We start from the raw sequence: 23,100 nt of genomic DNA, 5'->3' as shown, positions 1-23,100 counted from the left end.
TCTTATGGAACATACCTCCCCCGTGGATGATCTGGAGCAGCTGCTGGCTGAAGAAGGTAACAACCCTTTTGCAGATCTTGATCAAGAGCTTAATCTGCAACCCTCTGCGAACTCAGCCATGAACCGGCTCAGGGATATTCCTGTCACCCTCACCCTGGAGGTAGCCTCATCCCAGATAAGCCTGGGTGAACTGATGCAGGTAACCACAGGCTCACTGATTGCTCTGGATGAGGAGCTCGGCACCCCGTTACAGGTCAAGGTAAACGGTCAGTTGATCGCTTATGCTGAGGCCGTCGCCGTTGATGGCAGGTTTGGTTTAAAAATCACCAAGCTGCTAGATGACTCCCCCAAGAGTCGCTAATCCCAAATGTTACGCCTTATCATCATCATCCTGGGATGCTGGCTGCTCAGTTCACCAGCCTTTGCTGACAGCGGGATCCCTCTGCTCACTGTGACCCATACCCCCTCGGGGATCAGTATTCGGTCAAGATGCAGATCCTGCTGCTGATGACGGCACTCAGCTTTCTGCCAACCGCCCTGCTGCTCCTGACCAGCTTTACCCGTATCATCATAGTACTGGCGATTTTACGTCAGGCGCTGGGGCTTCAACAAAGTCCGCCGAACAAGGTACTGATCGGAATCGCCCTGAGCCTGACTCTGGTGGTGATGCATCCGGTTCTGAATAAGATCATGACCGATGCCTATCAGCCCTATCAGGCCGATCAAATTTCTCTGGTCGAAGCGGCCAAGAGAGCTGAGCAGCCACTGCGTCAATTTATGCTGGCTCAGACCCGCAAGGCCGATCTGGGGCTGATGCTCAACCTGGCACATATGCAGACGCACACCCCGGTTGCCAAGATCCCCTTCACCCTGGTCGTTCCTGCTTATGTACTCAGCGAGCTCAAAACAGCCTTCCAGATTGGTTTTCTGATCTATATTCCATTTCTGATCATCGACCTGGTCGTTTCCAGCGTATTGATGGCGATGGGAATGATGATGCTATCGCCACTGGTGATCTCTCTTCCCTTTAAGCTGATGCTATTTGTGGTGGTCAATGGCTGGGATCTAACCATCGCCTCACTCGCCAACAGTTTTGGCCATTAGGAGGCCCCATGGATACCCTGTCAATTGCCATGATCTTTCGAAACGCGGTTTGGTTAACCAGCACCCTGGTCACCTTTGTGGTCCTGCCTGGCTTAGTGATAGGCCTGGTGATCAGCCTGTTTCAGGCCGCAACCCAGGTCAACGAGCAGACCCTCTCCTTTCTGCCCAAACTACTGGTGACCTTTGCCGCCCTGGGGCTGGGCGGTCACTGGATGCTCAGCCAGTTGGTTGACTTTGTCCAGCAGCTCTATGCCAGCATCCCATCCCTGGTGAGCTAGCCATGCTGACCCTTAGTTTTGCTCAGCTCAGTGCGATGATAGGTCAACTCTGGTGGCCCTTCTTCCGGATCCTGGCGGCACTGCTTGCCATGCCCCTGTTTGGCTCTAAGCTGGTCACCCGCCGTCTGCGGATCCTGCTGGCCCTCTCCCTTGCGGTCGTGATCTACCCTTTTATGCCTGCGGCCCCGGCCATCGATCCTTTCTCAATCGCAGCCATCGGCCTGACCCTGCAGCAGCTGCTGATCGGGGCCCTGTTTGGTCTGAGCCTGCTGCTGTTCTTCACTATTTTCACCCTGGCGGGACAGATGGTATCGATGCAGATGGGGTTAAGCATGGCGGCCATGAATGATCCGGTCAACGGTGTGAGTGTTCCGATCCTTGGTCAGATCTATCAGGCGGCCATCATACTGCTGTTTTTCCTGTTCAACGGTCATCTGCTGGCCCTGAAGATCCTGATCGAGAGCTTTCATTACCTGCCGATTGGGGGCCCCCTGCTCAGCCCGCAGCACCTGATGCAGTTGCCCCATATGGCGGGCTGGATGTTTGGAGCTGCGCTGTTACTGGTGCTGCCCGCCATAGTGGCCATGTTACTGGTGAATATCGCCTTCGGCCTGATGTATCGGGCTGCTCCCCAGCTTAATATCTACTCGCTGGGCTTTCCGATGACCATCATTCTGGGAGTAGTGATCCTTGCTCTGACCTTTGATAACCTGCCCGATAATTTTGGCAGGCTGCTCAGCCTGCTGCTTCGACAGCTCAACCAGCTGATGGGGCCCCCTGATGGCAGAGAGTCAGGATAGCTCTCAGGAGAAAAATCAGGCCCCCACCCCGGATAAGCTGCGCAAGGCCCGGGAGCAAGGCGACATCCTGCGCTCCCGGGAGTTAGTCAGCGCCCTGATGATGACAGGAACCGCCCTGGGACTAAAACTGCTGGCACCTATGATGAGTGAGCACCTGCTGCGCCTTTTCAGGGAAAATTTAAGCTTTGATCACACCAGCCTGTTTGATCCCAGACTACTGCTCCATCATCTGCAGCAGGCACTGATCGACTGCCTGGTGCTGAGCTGCCCCATCCTGTTGCTATTGCTACTGCTTGGGATCGGTGGAAACCTGCTGCTGGGCGGCCTCAACTTCTCCAGCTCATCTCTGGCTCCGAAATTCAGTAAGATGAATCCCGCTTCTGGATTCAAGCGGATGTTTTCCAGAAAATCTGCTGTTGAGCTGGTTAAATCCACTCTCAAGGTCAGCTTTATTGGTCTGGCACTTTATCTGATGCTGCAGGGATCACTGCCGCAGATCCTGCGCCTGGGTCAGCTCCCGCTGCCTCAGGCGTTACTCCAGTTTAACCAGTTGCTATGGCACGGGCTGCTCTATATGTCATTGACCCTGGTCGTCATCGCCGTGCTGGAGATCCCCTACCAGTGGTGGGAACACCAGCAGAAACTGCGGATGACACAGCAAGAGGTGAAAGATGAACATAAAGAAAATGAGGGCAAGCCGGAGGTCAAATCCAGGATCCGCCGCCAGCAGCGGGAGATCAGTCAGCGCCGGATGCTCCAGGCTGTCGGTGAAGCCAATGCGGTACTGATCAACCCCAGTCATTATGCGGTGGCACTTCGTTATCAGCCGGAGCAGGATCCCGCCCCAATCCTGATCGCCAAGGGGATGGATCATATGGCGGCTCAGATCCGTGAAGCAGCCAGACGCCACCAGACCCCGATCCTGAGCATCCCTGATCTGACCCGCTCTATCTACTACACCACCAAGCTGGATCGAGCGATTCCGGTCGAGCTCTACCAGGCCGTCGCCCTGATCCTGGTCTATATTCAGAGGCTCTCCGGCGACCAGGCAAGACCCCCCTTGCCCAGTTACTCAATTCCAAACCATCTTCAATATTGATCGAGCTATGAGACACAAAACCTTTGCCCTTGTTCACTCTCTGCACCAGCAAAAGCTTGGGATCCCATTACTGGTCCTGATGCTGCTGGCCATGGTGACACTGCCGATGCCACCTGCGCTGCTGGACATGCTGTTCACCTTCAATATCACACTGTCGCTGATCGTGTTACTGGTGGCCGTTTACTCATTGCGCCCTCTGGATTTCGGAGTATTCCCCACCATACTACTGGTCACCACCCTGTTACGTCTGGGTCTGAATGTCGCCTCAACCCGGGTGGTACTGCTTCACGGCCACAATGGCTCGGAAGCTGCGGGACGGGTGATCCAGGCCTTTGGTCAAGTGGTGATCGGCGGCAACTATGTGGTAGGGATCGTGGTCTTCGCGATCCTGATGATCATCAACTTTGTGGTCATCACCAAGGGAGGGGGCCGGATCTCCGAGGTCTCGGCACGCTTCACTCTGGATGCCATGCCGGGCAAACAGATGGCGATCGACGCCGATCTCAACGCCGGAGTGATCGATCAGCAGCAGGCTCGAAAACGCCGGGAGGACGTGACCCGGGAAGCGGATTTCTACGGCTCGATGGATGGAGCCTCCAAGTTCGTTAAAGGGGATGCGATCGCGGCCCTGCTGATCCTCTTTATCAACCTCATCGGCGGAACCTGTGTCGGTGTGATGCAGTATCAGATGAGCTTTACTGCGGCGTTTAAAACCTTTGCCCTGCTCTCCATCGGTGATGGACTGGTGGCTCAGATCCCGGCACTGCTGCTCTCAACGGCGGCAGCGATCATAGTCACCCGGGTGTCTGAATCCCGGGACATCAGTGAGCAGGTCGCTCAGCAGATGTTTGGCTCACCGCGAATTTTAATGATGGTTGCGACGCTGCTGCTAATCATTGGCCTCATCCCCGGCATGCCCCACCTGGCATTCATTGGCTTTGGCCTGTTGGCTGCTGCCCTGGGATACTTCATCCGTCAAAGTACGCCAAACCGTGAGCAGGCCGAAATCAGTGAGCAGCAGCAACACAATGTCAAACAGATGGAGCTTGAATCCCAGCGAGAGCTGGATTGGAGCGATATTCCTATCATGGATACCCTGACCCTGGAACTTGGCTACCGGCTGGTTCCCCTGGTGGATCAACAACAGGGAGGTGAACTGCTGGTGCGAATCAAGGGGATCCGCAAGACACTCTCCCAGCGCTTTGGGTTTCTGTTACCCAGTGTGCGGGTTCGCGATAATCTCAATCTCAACCCGGAACACTACCGAATCAAGCTACGGGGAGTAGAAGTTGCCGGCGGACAGATCCACCCAGATCAGCTGATGGCGCTCAACCCGGGTGAAGTGTTTGGTGAACTCAAGGGGCAACTCACCCAGGATCCAGCCTATGGTCTGAGTGCCTACTGGATCCCGCCCGAGCAACAGGAGGAGGCGATCGCTCTGGGATATAGCATGATCGATCCCGCATCCGTGATCGCCACCCATATGCGTAAGGTGATGACCGAACACCTGCCGGATCTTCTTACCTATGATGAGGTCCAGCAGCTGGTCAATCAACTAGGTAAAATCTCGGGAAGTCTGCAAAAAGAGCTGGTACCCGATAAGATCAGCATCGGCCAGCTTTTGAAAATCCTCCAGCAACTACTTCGCGATGAGGTGCCCCTCACCGATCTGCTTAGTATCGCCACCGCACTTAACGAAGCGGTAGAGTTCACCAAGGATCCGACTCTGTTGTGTGGTGAGGTACGAAAATCCCTGGCGCGATTGCTGATGTTTAACCTCATAGGTAACAATCGAGAACTCACGGTTGCCACCCTTTCGGCCGGGCTCGAGCAGCTGCTGATGCAGAGCTACAACCAGGCGATGCAAACCGGAAATATCGCTCCTGAAAATATCACCCTGGAACCCAACGTCTCCGAGCAGCTCCAGCAGCATCTGCCGCTGGCTTGTGAGCAGCTGCAACAATCCTCCCAGCCGCCGATTCTGCTGGTCGTACCCCAGCTTCGACCTCTGATGAACCGGGTCTGCCGCATCGTCGCCAAGCCCTTCAAGGTCGTCGCCTTTAACGAAATACCGGAAGAGAAACACATCAATGTGCAGTGTAATATCGGATGATCCCCAGTCCCCCATAGTAGCAAAGGGAAAAGGATTTTCCCCAATGCACAGGGTTCTGTGTATAGCTGGATAGCCAGGATCAGAACTAGTACCACATAGCTCAAATACTTTGACCACTAGCTTATATGGTGAAGCATTTGAGCCATGGATGGCGAATAACGCAGCTCGATGGAGGGACTCATCGCGCGGAGTGAGCTTTTGATTACTTTTGGCGATACAAAAGTAATGTGCCGTCGGGCACCCCCGAAAGGGGTTGTTGCAGTGCGGAAGAACAATAGCTAAGCGGTAAGGTTAATAACGCTTAGCTGTACTAGCTATAAAGCTGGCTGAGCTGAAGGAGCGAGCCAAACAGGCGAGATGAGCCCGTCAAAGGCGACTGCAGGATAAGCAGTCGCCCACAAGGTACCCATCTTGGGGATCGGCGTTACATCATGTTGGTAAAGGTTCTGGAAATGACATCCTGTTGCTGCTCTCGGGTCAGGGCGTTGAAGCGTACCGCATACCCAGACACCCGGATCGTTAAGCTTGGATATTTCTCCGGGCTCTCAATTGCGTCGAGCAGCATCTCACGATTCATCACGTTCACATTGAGGTGCTGGCCCCCTTCCGCTTGCGAATCATGGTGGAAATAGGCATCCATCAGACCCACCAGGTTATTTTCTCTGACCAGGGGATCTTTGCCAAGGGCATCCGGAACAATCGAGAAGGTATATGAGATCCCATCCTGGGCATATTTGAACGGCAACTTGGCCACAGATGTCAAAGATGCGACGGCCCCTTTGCGATCACGGCCATGCATGGGGTTGGCTCCGGGCGCAAATGGGGTTCCCGCACGGCGTCCATCCGGAGTATTTCCTGTTTTCTGGCCATATACGACGTTGGAAGTGATCGTCAGAATCGATTGAGTCGGCACTGCATCGCGGTAAGTGGGTAGCGCCTTGATCTTTTTCATAAAGCGTTCGACCAGATCACAGGCAATACTGTCAACACGTTCATCGTTGTTGCCATATTGGGGGTATTCACCCTCGATCTCAAAATCGACCGCTAACCCGCTCTCATCACGTATCGGTTTTACTTTGGCATACTTGATGGCCGACAGAGAGTCCGCCGCAACCGAAAGTCCGGCGATCCCGCATGCCATGGTACGGTGCACATCTCTATCGTGCAGCGCCATCAGCGAAGCCTCATAGCTGTACTTATCATGCATGTAATGGATCAGGTTGAGGGCACTGATATACTGCTCGGCCAGCCAATCCATGAGATTGTCCAGATTTTCCATGACGGTATCATAGTCGAGGACCTCGTCCATCACTGGCGCGACCTGTGGACCGACCTGGATCTTCAACTTCTCATCAACCCCGCCATTAATGCTATAGAGCAGAGTTTTCGCCAGGTTGGCTCGAGCTCCGAAAAACTGCATCTGCTTGCCTATGACCATGGGACTTACACAGCAGGCGATGGCATAGTCGTCGCTGTGGAAATCGTTTCGCATCAGGTCATCGTTCTCATACTGCAGGGATGAGGTTTCGATAGAGACTCTCGCCGCATAGCTTTTAAACGCTTCGGGTAATTGATCTGCCCAGAGAATGGTCAGGTTTGGCTCGGGAGCCGCCCCATAGTCTTCAGGGTGTTGAGATAGCGAAACGAATTCTTGGTCACCAGGGTTCGGCCATCCAGCCCCATGCCGCCGATCACCTCGGTCGCCCAGATGGGATCTCCCGAGAACAGGGTGTCAAACTCTGGGGTTCGCAGAAAACGTACCATGCGAATTTTCATGATGAAGTGGTCGACCAGCTCCTGGGCATCCTGTTCAGAGATAGTTCCACTTTTCAGATCTCGCTCAATATAGATATCGAGGAATGTTGCGGTTCGACCCAGAGACATGGCGCCACCATTCTGGGATTTCACTGCCGCCAGATAAGCAAAGTAGAGCCACTGTACCGCCTCCTGAGCTGTACGGGCCGGGCCGGAGATATCAAAGCCATAGCTATGTGCCATCTTCTTTATCTGCCCAAGAGCTCGCTTATGCTCTGCCAGCTCTTCACGGAGGCGGATCACCTGATCCAGATTTTCATTTTGCAGCAGGGATGATTGCAGATCGGTAAAGTGCAGCTCGCGCTCCCGGATGAGGTAGTCTATGCCGTAAAGTGCAACCCGGCGATAGTCGCCGATAATCCGCCCACGCCCATATCCATCTGGCAGACCGGTCAGTACACCTGATTTTCTACAGCGCAGCATCTGTGGGGAGTAGACATCAAACACCCCCTGGTTATGTGTTTTTCTCAGCTCGCTGAATGTATGTTCAAACTCTGGATCCATTTCACGTCCGTAAGCTTCAAAGGAGCTACGGATCATGTTGATTCCACCAAATGGGTGTAGCGCTCGTTTCAGCGGCTTATCGGTTTGCAAGCCGACTATCTTTTCTAACCCCTGCTGAATATAACCGGGAGCGTGGGCGGTAATCGAGGTTGCGACCTTGGTATCAAAATCGACCGGAGCGTGAGTTGCATTTTCGGTGCGGATCCCATCCATCACCTTATTCCACAAAGTACTGGTTGCTTCAGTTGCTCCGGTTAGAAAATGTTCATCCCCTTCATAGGGGCTATAGTTTTCCTGGATGAAATCTCGGACATTTATCTCACCTTTCCAGCTGTCACCGCTAAAACCCTGCCAAGCCTGGAGATACATATCTTGATTTAACTCTAAATCAACCCTCATAAAACAATACTCCTTATAATTCATTCGGTTACTTTTTGATGTTCTCAGGCATATTCAAGGTGACTAACCTTTTCCCCCAGACGAATCGTATCGAGGGCAATCATCTTTTCTTCGTTGGTTGGAATGACCACGGTATGGACCAAAGAATCTGTGGAGGAGATGACTCTATTTGTTGCTGTGTTAGATTCTTTATTGGTCGATTCATTAAGTGATATGCCGAAGACCTTCAGATGCTCACACACCAGCTTTCGGATGAATGATGAGTTTTCACCTATGCCGCCGGTAAAGATCACCGCATCAAGATTTCTTAATGATGTTGCATGCCCCCCGATATGGCGAGCAACACGGTGCACAAAGGCATGAATGGCCAGTTTTGCTCCGGAGTGACCTTCCTGGTAAGCCTCCTCCAAAACACGCATATCGGAGGACAAACCTGAGATCCCTAATAAACCTGAGTGTTTATTTAATATCTGCTCGATATCCTCAATCGATTGCCCGGTTCTGCTCGAGATATAAGCCAGGGCTCCAAAGTCAATATCACCACTGCGGCTCCCCATGATCAGCCCTTCCAGTGGTGTCATCCCCATTGAGGTATCCACACTGTTACCATCCTGGACCGCACAGATAGAAGCACCATTACCAAGATGGGCAATCACAAGGCCACAGTCCTGAGAGGGCAGTCCTAGAAACTCGATCGCTTGTTCGGTGACGTATCTATGGGAGGTCCCGTGAAAGCCATAGCGTCTCACTCCGTGCTCCAAAAGGTATTTCTTAGGCAGAGCGTAGATATAGGCTTCAGGTTTCATGGTCTGATGAAACCCGGTGTCAAATACAGCGACTTGTGGCCGGGAAGGAAATAGCCGACGCGCCGCGGCGACACCACTGAGATTTGCATGATTGTGCAAAGGTGCCAGGGGAGAAACCCGTCTGATTTTTTCCAGTACTTCATCATCAATCAATACGGCTTCGCTAAACTCGCTGCCACCGTGAGCAATTCTGTGACCAACCATGGTGATCTTCTGTAACAAGTTGCGTTGTTGAAGCTCGGTTGCAATGGCGGTCAGGGCGCTGGAGTGATCGTTTTCAGATAAAGCGATGCACTGATCATGGTCAATTTTCAGCTTGGCATGTTCGGTCGCTATACCATCTGCGATACCGGAGATGATGACATCATGATTTTCGGTGTTTAATACGGAAAATTTAACAGATGACGACCCGCAATTAATAACCAGAACTAAAGAATCATATTTCATTGAAGACCTCTGTAGCGTTGGAGTCGTTAATCTCATAAGGCAATAGATTACAAATCACTTGTATTCCTTTTCTATTTATCTTATTTTTCAAGCAAACTCAGACCAAGGCTTGATAGCTTGATCTGAGTTGCCAACACTATTCACACTCAAAATATTTTCGATGCAATGCTAAGGATGGTTAAAACACCGATAGCGGTTACAAACACATTACTAATTTTTCCCTTATATTTATCTAGTGAAGGGGTTTTATGGATTGCATACATAGGTAGCAGGCAAAGCAGTGCTGCGATAATTGGCGCTCCCATGGCCTCAATCAGATCAAGGATGTTTGGGTTAATATAGGAGACCAGCCAGGTCGATCCCATAATAAGCAACATGCTGACCATATTTAGTTTCTTTGAAGATACCTTGCTTTTATCACCCTGGTAGCGAGAGCGAACAATCAAGCCATTTAACCCCTCAAGGGTACCAAGATAATGACCAAAGAATGACTTAAAAATTGCAACCAGAGCGATAATAGAAGCTGCATACTCCAAAGTGGTGGCAAATACAGACTGATGACTTGTCATTGAAGAGAAGTGGTTAGCCAGATAAGAGAGCACAGGTATATTTTGAGCCTTTGCTTCGGCCATATCTTGTGGTGATAAGGTAAACAGACAGCTAAAGGCAAAAAACATAACCACGGCGACCATCAGCATGCTGGCATTAGATATTATTTTTGAGCAGCGCCTCTCTATAAATGTCCGTCCGAACTCATTTTCATACTCTTCGCGCTTGGATACGATAAAAGAGGAGACTATCGGTGAAAAATTAAAGGAGAAAACCATGATGGATATGCCTAGCCATATTGTCACCAGAAGTCCATCACTACCCAGTACGGGAATACTACTAAAGTTAGTCTGCTCAATGACAGAACTATTCCAGTATGGAATGAGAGATAGAGATATAATAATCAAACTGGCAATAAACGGGAATACAAGGTAACTCATCACCTTGACCATTAAATCTTTGCCAAAGTAGATTACAAATGACATGAGTAGCAGCAATAATAGAGCAACAATTCCACGATTGAGTGGCGCAAAGTGCAGTTGATGCTCCCAGAATGTCATAAAGGTGTTGGTAATCGTAACTCCATATATCCAAAGCAGAGGGCAGATTGCAAAAAAGTAGAGGAAAGTGAGCACTGTTCCTCCCATTTTTCCAAAATGCTCCTCTACGGTTTCAGTTATATCGGCAGAGGTTCTTGAGCTGGAAAGACACAGTCTGGCCAGACCTCGATGGCAGAAGAAAGCTATCGGATAAGCCAGTACAAGCATTATCAATATTGGGATGAGACCACCATAGCCCGCTCTTATTGGGAAAAATAGTACTCCGGCACCGATGGCAGTACCGAACAACCCAAGAGTCCAGGTTGTATCTGTTTTACGCCACTTCTTTGAACTATCTTTATCTTCACTATTAGTGATTACACCATCCAATATCATAACTGCATTCCTTATAAAGAAAACTGATATGTATTCTGCCTTTCGATAATTTCAGCGACTTTAGTTAGATCTATATTTCCTCCCGAGACTAGATTAACTGTTTTTTTCCCTTCAACATAGTGGTTCAGCTTACCGCTAAGCACTGCCGCAGAAGTCAATGCTCCCGAGCCCTCAGTCACGATCTTATTGTGCTGAAGCAGACCCATTAGGCTGTTTCGAATATCATCTTCAGTAACCAGTACAATATCATCAACCAGTTGTTTTACAATTTCAAAATTTAAACGGCCTGGTCTTGATACATCACACCCATCTGCTAATGTGCCGCAGACCCTGTGATTTGTTATTTCTCCTTTATAAAAGGAGGCTGCCATTCCATGTGAATTTTCAGATTGTACTCCGATCACCTTGATCGCCGGATTGATTGATTTAATTGCGATAGCAATACCCGCAATCAAACCACCACCTCCGATAGGAACTATGACATTATCGACATCACTCATATCCTCAATAATTTCCAAGCCAACCGTTCCTTGCCCGGCAATAACTTTTGCATCATCAAATGGATGGATAAATGTCCTATGCTCAATCTCAGATATTTCACTCACCTTGGCGATAGTTTCGTTGAAATTATCACCATGCAGAATAACTTCTGCCGAGTAATTTCTTGTTGCATCGATCTTAGTTTTCGGAGCATTACATGGCATAACTATTTTCGCATCAACTCCAAACGCTGTACTGGATAGAGCAACTCCCTGTGCATGATTTCCAGCCGAGCAAGCAACGACACCTTTTTCCAGCTCTTGTGGTGTTAATGAGCAGAGTTTATTAAAGGCGCCTCGAATTTTAAAAGAACCAGTGCGCTGCATATTCTCAAGTTTTAAATAGACTTCTCCATTGCATTTATCACTAATGTAACTGGAGTGAACCTGAGGTGTTTTATATATATGACCGGATAATTTTTCTCTGGCTTCATTAATATCATGAAGATCCACTTGGAGGTTTTCATCTATTTTCATTGCAAGATTACATCCTATAAAGAATTACACCATGACACATCAATTCTGGACGACATATTATGTTTATTCTCTTTGGGTTAATGTGACTTTAAACACATAAAGTTAAAACAAGAGTCTATGAAAAGCTTTAAAATCAAGAAGTGTGAGCGGGGTTACGTATTGGGCGCATTTTATACAGAAAATTAATAACTCCTGAGAATCAAATACAGATAATTGGTTTTTCAGGGAACTTGGGCAGGGTAATAGTGTAAATACTTTGTTAATACTCACATGCTTTTTCTTCACAACTCCAGCTCTTAGAGCTGCTCCATAACCTTCTGCAAATAGCCTGTAAAGGTATAGAGAGCTCAAAACACGTTCGGGGCGATATTCTTCCTTTATGTTGGCGTCTATATTTTGGTTGGAGTTACCCATTAACTAGCTAATCCTATTACTGCTACATCTGTTGATGTGTGCTAGCAGACACGCTATGAATCGCTCCACCGCATCGGCTATCATCCCTGATAGCCTTTCCCAGTTCGGCATCCATACCTCTCGTTCAATGGCTTAAAACCATTTCACCCCTGACGCAGAGGGTCTGCTTATTCACAATTCAACAGCTGCTCCAAGTGTTCTACTATTTGGAACAGTTATTTAACTTGCTTCTGCATCACTAAAAATCCCTGGGTTGATCATTTAAAGCACAATCGGTGCGTGTTTTTTGAGTGCTCACCCATATTCCATCGGCTCTATTCGTTCTGAACTCTGAGCCAGGAACGACCGTTTGAGTTTTAGCTGTTCTGTGAAGATATGGCCTTTGCCACAAGCTATGCCTCCCAAAGGATGCCAGGAGATCCCTGCTCAACCTGATATCAGCCGTGCGCAGCACGAGAAAGAAAAATTCCCTCCAGACTAAACATTCTCATTTGGGCGTCGATTGTAGCCGTGCTTTTTCATTTTTCTTGGAGAATCTTAATGGCTATCTCAATCTTCAGCACCTCGGGCTCAGAAATCGCCCAGAACAATATCAGTTATGCGACCGATAAGCTCAATCGCACCATGGCGCGCTTATCCAGTGGGCATCGAATCAACAGTGCCTACGATGATGCAGCGGGTCTGCAGATCTCAAATCGAATGGACTCTCAAATACAGGGCCTGAACCGCGCGGTACAAAACGCCCAGGACGGTATCTCTTTGACCCAGACCGCTGATGGAGCCCTTAAGGAGTTCACCAGCATTCTGAAAAGAATGCGCGATCTGGGCGTTCAATCTCTGGATGGTGCAACCAGTCAGGATGATAAAGCTGCTCTCGATACTGAATACTCTCAGCTCAAGCAGGAACTGGATCGGATTGGCAAAACGACCACCTTTGGAGATATGAATCTGTTCAGCTCTAAAGATAGCTCCAATCCTTCAGGCACACCTGTCCCCACAACCAATGGTCTTTTAGATGCTGGCGTTAGCTTTTTAGTTGGGGCAAATGTTTCTGATGGAAATACAGTGACCGTGAAATTAACGGATACAGCCACCGCAATGGATACGGCAAGCTTAGGAAGCCTTAAGTTTGATACCGATGCTGCCACCACCAAAACCAACGAAGAGAATGCCATCAAGGCTATCGATAAAATGTTGACCGCTGTTGGAGGCTTCCAGTCGAACCTGGGGGCGATGGAGCACAGATTCGAGCATACGGTCTCTAACCTGCAGAACATCTCCACCAATATGACAACCGCTCAGGGGCGGATCATGAATACAGATTACGCCACCGAGGCCGCCAACATGGCACAGCAGAATATTCAGATCCAGGCGGGAACCTCGGTACTGGCTCAGGCCAAGAACCTGCCGCAAAACGTGCTGTCACTGCTGCGTTAAACAGAGGGTTAAATCATGGCTATCTCAATTTTCAGCACCTCTGGCTCTGAAATTGCCCAAAACAACATCAGCTATGCCACCGATAAGCTCAACCGTACCATGGCGCGCTTATCCAGCGGGCATAGAATCAACAGTGCCTATGATGATGCGGCAGGCTTGCAGATCTCTAATCGCATGGATTCGCAAATCAATGGTCTTAACCGTGCGGTGCAAAATGCTCAGGATGGAATTTCAATGGCTCAGACCGCTGATGGAGCCCTTAAGGAGTTCACTAGTATTTTGAAAAGAATGCGCGATCTAGGTGTTCAATCTCTGGATGGTGCCACCAGTAATGATGACAAAAAAGCACTTAACCAAGAGTTTACCCAGCTCAAAGAAGAATTGAATCGTATAGAGAAAACGACCACTTTTGGTTCACAGCAACTCTTCAGTTTCTATGACGACGATGGTACAGGTGGAACGGATGCCGCCCCTGTTGCCGGAGGGATCGGTGGTAACGCTTCATGGGGAATCCTTGATTACGATGCAACCAACCATCCCACGGGCGGAGTCGATTTCCTCGTTGGCTCGAATGTTTCAGACGGAAATACCATTGAGGTCAAATGTACCGATATGGGGGTAAACATGAATACCCGGCTACTCGGAACGATAGGCACCGTAGACTCCACAGGGAAATCAGAAACTGACCCAGCAAAAATTGATGCCGCGCAAACCAAGCTCGCGGAAGAAAATTCGATCAAGGCGATTGATAAAATGCTCACCGCGGTCGGTGGATTCCAGTCCACTCTGGGCTCCATGGAGCACAGATTCGAGCATACGGTCTCTAACCTGCAGAACATCTCTACCAATATGACCACGGCCCAGGGGCGGATCATGAATACCGATTACGCCACCGAAGCCGCCAACATGGCTCAGCAGAACATTCAGATCCAGGCAGGAACCTCGGTCCTGGCCCAGGCCAAAAACCTGCCACAGAATGTACTGTCTTTGCTGAGGTAACACACTAAAAGCCAAGCAGGACTGCAGGGAGTTCTCCTGCTGTCCTGCATTTTTAAGTGGCCAGGACTCAAAGACCAAAAATAACAGAGTGTATTTCCGCCTGAGCTGTTCCGGAAGGAAACTTTCGGGGGACAAAAAATGTAACTCGATGAAATAAAACAAAAAAATAATTGGCTTTATTTTTGCATTAAGCGCACTTCACACAGGAGATGATGATGAGCAGTGTATCCGCAACCTCGCCCGCCAGTAGTTCCGGCATTGATATGCAGACGATCGACGCTCTGGTTGCCGCAGAGCGCGCGGGACCCGATGCGCTGATCAAGATGCAGACACAGACCGACCAGACCCTGATATCTGCCTACAGTCAGCTCAAGGCTGCCCTGGAAAAAGCCCAAAGTAGCCTCGAAGATCTTAACGCTACCAATGCGTTTAATCCGATGAAGATAGCCAGCAGTGATAATGGCACACTGAGCGCCACAGTGACCGGCAGCGCAGCTGAGGGCGAGTATAATTTTGAGGTGCTGCAACTGGCCCAGGCCCAGCAAACCTATACCAATAGTGCATGGATCGCGGATAGCAAAACGACTGAAGCATCAAGCATCAGCATCGACTATGCTGGTACCTCCTATAGCGTGAATATCCCAGCCGGAAGCAGCCTGCAAGATATCTCTAAGGCGATCAATCAGGCTTTGCCCAGCAAAGGTGGCGTTAAGTCCTCCATCATCACCGACAACAAGGGGCAACACCTAGTGCTTCAGGGAAGCAACACCGGAATTGATGCCAGCTTCACAGTCTCTGCAAGCGGAGATCCTAAGCTAAATAGCCTCTTAGACGCTTCCAATCAAAAGCAACTCGCAGCGGCTCAAAATGCCAAAATAGCCTATGGCCTGGGAAAAGATGCCCCCATATTTGAAGAGAGCAGTAATCAGATCAGCGGACTGATCCCCGGCATGACTCTTGACCTGAAACAGGTGTCTCCTCTGAAAACGGGTAAAGATGTCGACACCAGCAACCCGGATAACTATCAAGCGATTCATCTGAGCGTTAGTAAGGATGACAAAACCCTTAAGGATAATCTCAATAGTTTTGTCGATTCCTATAACCAGGTGATCGATCTTATCAATCAGCTGACTAAAAACAGCAGTGGTTCAGGCACCACCTCGGGTGCTCTGGTTTCTGAAACCATCCCTTCCCAGTTGCAATCCAAGATGCAGCAGCTCATTCAGAACGTAACCGGCAGTGGCTCAGTCTCCCTTGCTCAGCTAGGGATTGAGACCGAGCTTGATGGTGGCGGAAAGCTTGAGATCGATAACGATAAGCTCGATAAAGCCCTTGATAATAACCCGGCAGCGGCACAGCAGTTGATAGGCGGCGACAAGGGGCTCATCAAGCAACTCGATAGTCTTTTCAAAAGTTATTCCACCGATAGCTCAGGCAACACAACCGTACTCAACTCCCGGGTTAATTCACTCAATAAAGATCTCGATGGCCTGACCAAAGAAACGGACGATCTGAATACCCGAATGGATGATTATCGTAGTCGTCTCATCGCACAGTTCACGGCATCACAAGCGATCGTCGATCAGATGAATAACAGCATGTCGATGTTGCAGCAATACTTTAAAACCAACAGCCAAACATAAATTATGGAATCAAACACCCCGTTCAATGCCTACCAGGAGTCCATCATTGATGCCAACATCAATGTGGCCTCCCCTCTCAAACAGCTTCAACTCCTGTATCAGGGGTTGTTTCACAGCCTGATCCGGATGAAGGCACATATCCAACATCAGCGGATCCAGGATAAAACCCGGGAAGCCAACCGCTGCATGGAGATCCTCAGTACCCTGGATAGCGCCCTGGATCCCGATGAGAACCCTGAAGTCGCCGAAAGCCTGCACCAGCTTTACCTGTTTTGTATGCGCCAGCTGATGGAGGCAAACCTGCGCAACAAAACAGAGCTGGTCGATGAGGTAATGAGTAGCCTGGCTCCGGTCAAACAAGCCTGGGAGCAGCTTAGCCCTTGAAACTGCCATCAACCAACAAGCGACAACTGATAACCCTGCTGCCCCTGCTGACCCGGGCGCAGCAGGATGGAGACCTGGAGCGCTTTATCCAGCTTAACCAAAAGCTTCATCAATTAGAGCTCTTTCAGCTCGACCGGGATCCCGAAACCGATCGCCAGATGAAAGCCTTAGCAGAGCTCTATCTAAAGGTCAGAGATCAGGCCCGGGCCGAGGCCCTGCTTGCCCAAAAAGAGCTGAAAGAGCTTCCACATACCCGCCGGGCGATTCATGCCTATCAGGAGGTCACCGGGAGATGAGTATGCTCACCCAGATAAACCAGGTTAAAGTCACGGGAGCTTCAGCCTCTGCCCTCCACCCTTCTCATGGCGCAAGCGTCGATTTTTCCGGCCTGCATCAGCAACACAGGGCTAAGGTGAAAAAAGACCAGGATCCGGATAAAAAATCGCCCTCCCCGGCAAAAAAAACAGAGCGGACTGAGGCTCAGCCACAACAGCTAGCCATCCAATTGTCATCCCCAGCTCAGCCACAACAGAGCCAGGACTCGAAACAAGCAACAACGCCAGCTGCCACTGAAAAAGGCAAACGGATGCAACTCAACTCAGCCTGCCAGCCGAAGCCTCAGCCTCTTCCAGTGGTGGTTAAGGAGCACTCTTTCGGACTGAGCAATCTCCCCCAGCAACAACCGGTCAAGGATACGCCAGGCCAGCTCAAAAACAGCAGGCCAAAGACCTGGAGTCAGGCTCTGCAGCAACAAGCCAGCCATCTCCCTGGCAAGGCGGGTAAACTATCTCAGAGAAATGGGATACTCACAAACGAGCCTCATCAAGGAGCCAGCGTCACACAAAAGGGCCCACCGCAATCACTCTTGCCGGAACATCTTCACTTTGGGCAGATCTCCCGGGATGAAAATCCGGGAGCTCAACCCCAGCCGCTTCAATCCGTGTTGGCCCTGAATCACTCCCAGCAAACTCAGGGAGCTCGAGCACTACTCCAGCCGCAGCAGACCCCAGTGGCAACCTCTCTTCACCACTCGCTCAACCTTGAGCACAGTGGCTGGGAGCAGATGCTGCAACAGCAGCTCAACTGGCAGCTTAAGAATAATCAGCATAAGGCCACCCTGCGCCTGGACCCTCCACAGCTTGGTGAGTTGCAGATCCAGATCCAACTGACCAATCAACATACCCAGGTACAGCTGGTCACCAGCAGTCATCAGGCGCAAAACTCTCTGCAGCAGCAGTTGCACCAGCTTCACTATGAGCTGGCACAACAGACTCACGGCAGTGTTCGGGTTGATGTCTCAACCCAGCAACAATCGGGTCAACAGCAACCGGGACAGCAACTACCACCGGCTCAGCCACAGCGAGAGTGGCATACCCCCACCCGAGCTGCGCCCCATGAGACACAAATAGCCGCTCGCCTTCATGAGCAGCTCCTCGATACCCTTGGCTAACCACTAAGATCCGATATGAGTAAAAAGAACCTTATCAGCCTGTTACTGGTATTCCTGCTCGGCGCAATGTGTGGCGCTGCAGCAAATTATTTTTATCAAATGCGTCAATCCGACAAAACGCAGCCACAGCTTAATGCTCAGCAGCACAAACCACCCAAGTTTCACCCCCTCAAGGAGATGGTGATTAGCCTGTCCGATCATGGGGATATTCGCTACTTTGTCGTCGATTTCACCCTGGTGACCCATAGTGCTCAGCAGATCAAAGAGGTAGAGCTCTATCAGCCGGTCGTCCGTAGTGCTCTGCTGCGCCTTCTCAGCCATTACAGCTTTAGCTACCTGGCAAATCCGGCCAATGAGAAGAACTTTCGACAAGCCGTCCTGGCAGAGCTGCGGCGGGTGATGATTCAAAATACCGGCCAACAGCAGATCAATGATCTGCTGATCACCAAATATCTTCTGGAGTAGTGGATGTATCCCAACCCCCAACAAGAGGGCGTGGCGGCCTATAGCGAGCAACTCACGGCGACTCCTGAGCAGCTGCTCCATAAATATATCCCCCTGGTGAAGCGCATCACTTCGCGCATCATTAACCTGGTGGGGCAGCCCATCTCCCGCGAAGACATGGAGCAGGCAGGGCTCATGGGATTGTGGGAGGCGGCCAACCGTTTTGAACTCGGGCGTGGAGGGCAGTTTGAAAGCTTTGCCAGCCAAAGGATCCGCGGTGCCATCATCGATGAGCTCAGGCGCAATGATTGGCGCCCCCGCCCGCTGCAAAAAAAAGCACAGCAGATCCGCGATATCATAGCCACACTAAGCCAGCCCGGGCACCCGCAACCAGGGGAGCAGATGATAGCCGATGCCCTGTCAATGAGCCTGGATGAATATCGCCAGACCCTCAATGATATTCAGGCCAGCCAACTGCTGAGTTTTGAGGAAGATAGTGCCAGTGGTGAGACCCGGGAGGATCCTCTACACGAGCATTTCGCTCGTCAGCAGCAAAAAGAGTTGCTCACCCGGGCCCTGAAAACACTCCCTCACAGAGAGCAGGTTCTGCTACACCTTCACTACAACATTGGAATGAACCTGACGGAGATCGCTCAGGTTTTTGAGGTCGGCCGTGCCCGGGCCTGCCAGCTGCATAAGCAGGCCCTGCTCAGGGTCAGGGCTCAATTCACCGAAACCTGCGGAGAGATCCATGTTTAAATTGATAGGAGTCCTGATCATCTTTATCTGCGTCCTCGGTGGCTACGCCATGGAGGGAGGACCTTTTGCCGCCCTCTATCAGCCTGCCGAATTCGTGATCATCGGGGGAGCAGCCCTGGGTTTTTTGGTGATATCCAACTCCAGAGCTGTGCTGATGGGAGTCCTGAGCTACATCACAGGATTGATTCGGGGAACCACCTTTACCCCTCACTTCTATCAGGAGCTGCTGCAGCTGATGTTTCAGCTGTTTGAATCGGCACGCAAGCAGGGGCTTAAGGGGCTGGAGGAAGATATTGAATCTCCTTCACAAAGTGCTTTGTTTCAAAGCTACCCCAGGATCCTCAGGCAGGAGCGGATCATCCACCTGCTCTGCGATACTCTAAGGCTGATGCTAATCCAGCAACTCCCCTCTCATGAGCTGGAATCGATGCTCGAAGAGGAGATCCAGGGCGTGGAGCGTGATCTTGGCCGTTCGACCGGAGCTCTGCTCAAGGTTGCTGATGCCCTGCCTGGATTCGGCATCCTGGCGGCGGTGATGGGAATCATTGTGACCATGGGCCATATAGATGGCAACCTGGCGGTGATCGGCATGCACGTCGCGGCCGCCCTGACCGGCACCTTTCTCGGGATCTTTATGAGCTATGGCCTCGCCTCTCCGATGGCCCACGCCGTCGAAGAAGAGATCAACCGGGAGATCATGGCGCTGGATATGCTCAAGAGTGCCCTAGTGGCCTTTAATTCCGGTAAGCCCCCCATGCTCGCCGTCGATGCCGGACGCCGGGTACTCTACAGCGAAATCAAACCAAGCTTTATCGATATGGAAAGTGAACTCAGTGGACAGTAATCATGCGAGATAAGGCCGTCATCATTGTAAAAAAATCACCCCGTCGCTCTCACAGCCAACACCATGGGGGGGCCTGGAAAGTCGCCTTTGCAGATTTTGCTATGTCGCTGCTGTGCCTGTTCCTGGTGCTCTGGATCATCAGCTTCTCCACTCCACAGCAGTTGATCAGTATCGCCAGCTATTTTCGCCAGGTCCATGTGTTCGATAATCGCAACAGTCCCTACCCAGTCGATCTCAAGGGCTCTCCTCCCCCCTCACCCGCCGATGGGGGAAAGGGAGAGCGGCGTACCCGCCATACCCAGGGACAATCGCTACAGTTGCATGGGCCGAGTCACGGCGGCTCCCTGCAGATGCTCACCACCCAGCTCGATCAGCTGCGACAGGATAAGAAACTAAGAGATAACCTTAATCTGGAGCTGATCCCCCAGGGACTTAAGATCCAGCTTCAGGACAGCCAACATCACAACATGTTTCATCGTGGCAGCGCCGAGCTGACGCCATTTTTTGAGGATCTCCTGCTAAAAATTGCCCCCTTGCTGGAGTCGGTTCCCAACAAGCTCGTCATCGCAGGCCATACAGATGCGATTCGTTTTCGCTCAGGTCGGGGGACCAACTGGGGACTCTCCTCCCAGCGGGCGCTCACCGCCCAGAACACCCTGGAGTTCTACGGGATCTCGGACAATCAGTTCCTGCAAATCGCTGGCATGTCGGATAAAGAGCCACTGGATCCTAAAAACCCGGTCAGTGGCAGCAATAGGCGCATCGAGATCCTGGTACTAACCGATTCCGCCACCCAAACGCTGCAATCCATGTTTGGAAAAAGCTCTGACACGGCACCGGAGCCTGAAAGCATCCAAGAGGCCCAGCAGTTTGCGGCACGCAATCAACCGGTCACCTCGATTGAAGTGCTCAGGGAAAAAGGTTTTTTGCCTACAGGGATCAAAAGCTAACGACGCAACAGCGCCATCAATTGGCTACGGGAAAAGTTGCTCTGACTCAACAAGGCACCACAGGCGCGCTCACCAATGCTTTGGCCAAGCTGCTCCACCACGCTATTTGGCAGGCTTTTTCCGGGAAGGGCTTCTTGGAGCTCGTGAGCCAGTGAAGCCCCCAGTTGGCGCAATTTCAGCTGGGATTGAGCCAGGGTTCTTCCCGCCAAATGAAGAGCCGCAAGACACAGAGCCTGATCGCCGAGCTGATCCCTGCTCAAATGCTCCAAGGAGGGAGTTCCAGGCTCTTTGAATCGAACTGTGGACTCACTGTAGAGCTCGCTCTGCCCGAGAATATTGAGGCTTTGCTGCATCTCATCGAGCTGGCAGCCCGAGGTTCGAAAGGTGATGTCTCCCCGCTCCAGGCGAGCCTTCACGCCAAAGCTACTCAACTGCTGGTTGAGCTGCCGGGCGACATCCACCGCCCCGCTTCCTCCGGTCACAGTAATCATCTGTTGCCTGGTTTGCTCTGCTTTTACAGTAAAAAGATGGCGACAGGATTGGGTCACGGGTTTCGCACTCAGGCCGGCTATTTGAAAATCATACTCCTGTGTCATCCCGGCTCCGGGAAGATTCAGGCTGAACTTACTATCCAGCACGCTTTGCCCCGAGCTGCCAGGCTGGTTTCGCGACACCTTTAATTGTTGTTGCAGGTCGCTCAGCGTTTCGAGATCCGGTGAAGCGCCACCGATTTGCCGCATCATGGACCGCATCACCCGGGCACTGTCCCTCAGGGATTGCGAGGCTAACTGCTGATCACTGATGGCCCCGCTCAGACGAGCCAGTCCCAGACCAGAGGATACCCTGGTGGTGATTTTAGGCTTTAAGTTTATGCCTGTATGCTCGGAGCGCCCCTGAGTCGCCCCCGAAACAGTGGCTCCCGAGGGGCCCCGACCTTTGACATCGGAAATACCGGCAGACGTAAGTGAGGTCACGCTCGTCGCAACCAGGGCTGAATTCATCCGGACTAATGCCCCATATAGTTAAACAAGCTCAACTGGTTGAGCTTGGTGAATACCTGCTCGCTGGCCTGCAGGGTGATTTGATAGGTATTGAGCCTGACCACGGCATCGGCGTAATCAAGCCCAACCAGCTGCTCCTTAAGCTGGGTCTGGCTCACCTTGGCCGCATCGTTGGCCTTACCTACCGACTCAATCGCCCGAAGACGGCCCCCAATTTTATTGCGCACCAGATCCACGCTCTGTAATGTATCGCTGCAGGCCTTACCGGCCTCGTCCATCTCCTGTTGCGACAGGCTCTTACCGGCAGCGGCATCATTTGCAAGGGTGGCAATAGCGTTGAGCCCGTCGGGAGATCCCATCAATTCCGCTAAGGTATCATTGGCATCCAGGGTCATCCCCCCGCCAATGGTCACCTGGCGTTTTTGTCCATCGCCCTGAAAACTAAAGCTTCCATCGGCATTGTGCACGACGGGAGCGGTATTGACCTGAGATCCGGCAAAGATATAACTGCCGCTGGAGTCCTTGCTATTCATCAGGCTCACCAGCTGGTCGACCTTTTGTTGCAATGATTGGCCGAGGGCTTTTTTATCATCCGGTGACAGGGCCCCATCCCCCAACTGCACCAAGTTTTCATGGATGCTCTGGATCAGGGAGTCGGTACTCTTGAGGATCCCATCCTCGGTCTGCAGCGCCCCCCCGAGACGTTTGCTGTTTTGCTGATAGACACTCAGCTGCTGCAGCTGCTGATCCAGCTTCATCGACTGAATCGAAGCCACTGGATCATCACTGGGATTGAGTACCCGCCGATTAGCACTCAGCTGCATATTGACCTGATTAAGATCAGACCAGTTACGCTGCATGTTCAGCAGCATCTGCTGATCCATCTGGTAGTTGGTGATACGCATATTGT

Annotated in this window: 21 protein-coding genes and 2 pseudogenes; 16 read left to right on the top strand and 7 right to left on the bottom strand. The window is 51.2% G+C overall.

Annotation, left to right across the window (positions count from 1 at the left end):
- The first annotated feature begins 4 nt into the window (after positions 1–4).
- The 6 genes and pseudogenes from DB847_RS07375 (at position 5) to flhA (ending at position 5,394) form a co-directional block, all read left to right on the top strand.
- Positions 5–361 (top strand): FliM/FliN family flagellar motor switch protein, encoded by a 357-nt coding sequence (locus DB847_RS07375; RefSeq protein ID WP_108650096.1) that lies wholly within the window; start codon positions 5–7, stop codon positions 359–361.
- Between the two features lie 6 nt (positions 362–367).
- Positions 368–1,104: pseudogene (gene fliP / locus DB847_RS07370) on the top strand (flagellar type III secretion system pore protein FliP).
- A gap of 8 nt (positions 1,105–1,112) precedes the next feature.
- Positions 1,113–1,382, top strand: coding sequence for a flagellar biosynthesis protein FliQ (fliQ, locus tag DB847_RS07365; protein WP_108650095.1), 270 nt, complete (start codon positions 1,113–1,115; stop codon positions 1,380–1,382).
- Positions 1,383–1,384: 2 nt separating this feature from the next.
- Positions 1,385–2,182, top strand: a complete 798-nt coding sequence (gene fliR / locus DB847_RS07360) for a flagellar biosynthetic protein FliR (RefSeq protein ID WP_199911769.1) — start codon at positions 1,385–1,387, stop codon at positions 2,180–2,182.
- Positions 2,163–3,281: a flagellar biosynthesis protein FlhB gene (gene flhB, locus DB847_RS07355; protein ID WP_108650094.1), complete on the top strand. Its 1,119-nt coding sequence runs from the start codon at positions 2,163–2,165 to the stop codon at positions 3,279–3,281. Before fliR ends, flhB begins: the two co-directional genes overlap by 20 nt.
- Positions 3,282–3,288: 7 nt before the next feature.
- The gene (gene flhA / locus DB847_RS07350) at positions 3,289–5,394 is read left to right on the top strand and encodes a flagellar biosynthesis protein FlhA (protein ID WP_108650093.1); all 2,106 of its coding nucleotides are present in this window, start codon (positions 3,289–3,291) and stop codon (positions 5,392–5,394) included.
- Between the two features lie 424 nt (positions 5,395–5,818).
- Here the strand turns inward: flhA and pflB are convergent.
- From pflB to DB847_RS07325, 5 genes and pseudogenes are all read right to left on the bottom strand, one after another.
- A pseudogene (pflB, locus tag DB847_RS07345) lies at positions 5,819–8,112 on the bottom strand (formate C-acetyltransferase).
- Positions 8,113–8,156: 44 nt separating this feature from the next.
- On the bottom strand, positions 8,157–9,365 hold the full coding sequence (gene tdcD, locus DB847_RS07340; RefSeq protein WP_108650092.1) for a propionate kinase: 1,209 nt from the start codon (positions 9,363–9,365) through the stop codon (positions 8,157–8,159).
- A 146-nt stretch (positions 9,366–9,511) separates the two neighbouring features.
- Complete coding sequence (tdcC, locus tag DB847_RS07335; protein WP_108650091.1) at positions 9,512–10,849, bottom strand: threonine/serine transporter TdcC; 1,338 nt, start codon at positions 10,847–10,849, stop codon at positions 9,512–9,514.
- An 11-nt stretch (positions 10,850–10,860) separates the two neighbouring features.
- Positions 10,861–11,865 (bottom strand): bifunctional threonine ammonia-lyase/L-serine ammonia-lyase TdcB, encoded by a 1,005-nt coding sequence (gene tdcB / locus DB847_RS07330; protein ID WP_108650090.1) that lies wholly within the window; start codon positions 11,863–11,865, stop codon positions 10,861–10,863.
- A gap of 102 nt (positions 11,866–11,967) precedes the next feature.
- Entirely contained in the window at positions 11,968–12,279 is a 312-nt protein-coding gene (locus DB847_RS07325; protein ID WP_108650089.1) for a hypothetical protein, read from the bottom strand.
- Positions 12,280–12,819: 540 nt separating this feature from the next.
- Here DB847_RS07325 and DB847_RS07320 point away from each other — a divergent pair.
- The 10 genes from DB847_RS07320 to DB847_RS07275 all read left to right on the top strand — a co-directional run bounded on the left by DB847_RS07320 (position 12,820) and on the right by DB847_RS07275 (position 21,189).
- Positions 12,820–13,716: a flagellin N-terminal helical domain-containing protein gene (locus DB847_RS07320; RefSeq protein WP_108650088.1), complete on the top strand. Its 897-nt coding sequence runs from the start codon at positions 12,820–12,822 to the stop codon at positions 13,714–13,716.
- Positions 13,717–13,731: 15 nt separating this feature from the next.
- The gene (locus tag DB847_RS07315; RefSeq protein ID WP_108650087.1) at positions 13,732–14,715 is read left to right on the top strand and encodes a flagellin N-terminal helical domain-containing protein; all 984 of its coding nucleotides are present in this window, start codon (positions 13,732–13,734) and stop codon (positions 14,713–14,715) included.
- A gap of 215 nt (positions 14,716–14,930) precedes the next feature.
- Positions 14,931–16,358, top strand: coding sequence for a flagellar filament capping protein FliD (fliD, locus tag DB847_RS07310; RefSeq protein ID WP_159084446.1), 1,428 nt, complete (start codon positions 14,931–14,933; stop codon positions 16,356–16,358).
- Positions 16,359–16,361: 3 nt separating this feature from the next.
- Complete coding sequence (gene fliS, locus DB847_RS07305) at positions 16,362–16,742, top strand: flagellar export chaperone FliS (RefSeq protein WP_108650085.1); 381 nt, start codon at positions 16,362–16,364, stop codon at positions 16,740–16,742.
- The gene (locus DB847_RS07300) at positions 16,739–17,038 is read left to right on the top strand and encodes a hypothetical protein (RefSeq protein ID WP_108650084.1); all 300 of its coding nucleotides are present in this window, start codon (positions 16,739–16,741) and stop codon (positions 17,036–17,038) included. Before fliS ends, DB847_RS07300 begins: the two co-directional genes overlap by 4 nt.
- Before the next feature lie 2 nt (positions 17,039–17,040).
- Positions 17,041–18,192: a flagellar hook-length control protein FliK gene (locus DB847_RS07295; protein WP_159084445.1), complete on the top strand. Its 1,152-nt coding sequence runs from the start codon at positions 17,041–17,043 to the stop codon at positions 18,190–18,192.
- A 15-nt stretch (positions 18,193–18,207) separates the two neighbouring features.
- Positions 18,208–18,657, top strand: coding sequence for a flagellar basal body-associated FliL family protein (locus tag DB847_RS07290; RefSeq protein ID WP_108650082.1), 450 nt, complete (start codon positions 18,208–18,210; stop codon positions 18,655–18,657).
- 3 nt (positions 18,658–18,660) lie between these two features.
- Positions 18,661–19,395, top strand: coding sequence for a sigma-70 family RNA polymerase sigma factor (locus DB847_RS07285; protein ID WP_108650081.1), 735 nt, complete (start codon positions 18,661–18,663; stop codon positions 19,393–19,395).
- Positions 19,388–20,239 carry a flagellar motor stator protein MotA gene (gene motA / locus DB847_RS07280; protein ID WP_108650080.1) on the top strand — a complete coding sequence of 284 codons (852 nt, stop codon included), beginning with the start codon at positions 19,388–19,390 and terminating at the stop codon, positions 20,237–20,239. The genes DB847_RS07285 and motA overlap by 8 nt, the downstream gene beginning before the upstream one ends.
- Before the next feature lie 2 nt (positions 20,240–20,241).
- A complete protein-coding gene (locus tag DB847_RS07275; RefSeq protein ID WP_108650079.1) occupies positions 20,242–21,189 on the top strand; it encodes a flagellar motor protein MotB in 948 nt (315 codons plus the stop codon).
- Here DB847_RS07275 and DB847_RS07270 read toward each other — a convergent pair.
- Complete coding sequence (locus tag DB847_RS07270) at positions 21,186–22,190, bottom strand: hypothetical protein (RefSeq protein WP_108650078.1); 1,005 nt, start codon at positions 22,188–22,190, stop codon at positions 21,186–21,188. The two genes, DB847_RS07275 and DB847_RS07270, sit on opposite strands and share 4 nt — an antisense overlap.
- 5 nt (positions 22,191–22,195) lie before the next feature.
- Complete coding sequence (flgL, locus tag DB847_RS07265) at positions 22,196–23,095, bottom strand: flagellar hook-associated protein FlgL (protein WP_108650077.1); 900 nt, start codon at positions 23,093–23,095, stop codon at positions 22,196–22,198.
- Positions 23,096–23,100 lie beyond the last annotated feature (5 nt).

The organism is Dongshaea marina (assembly GCF_003072645.1).
GTDB lineage: Bacteria > Pseudomonadota > Gammaproteobacteria > Enterobacterales > Aeromonadaceae > Dongshaea > Dongshaea marina.
This window is presented reverse-complemented; position numbering and strand designations above follow the sequence as displayed.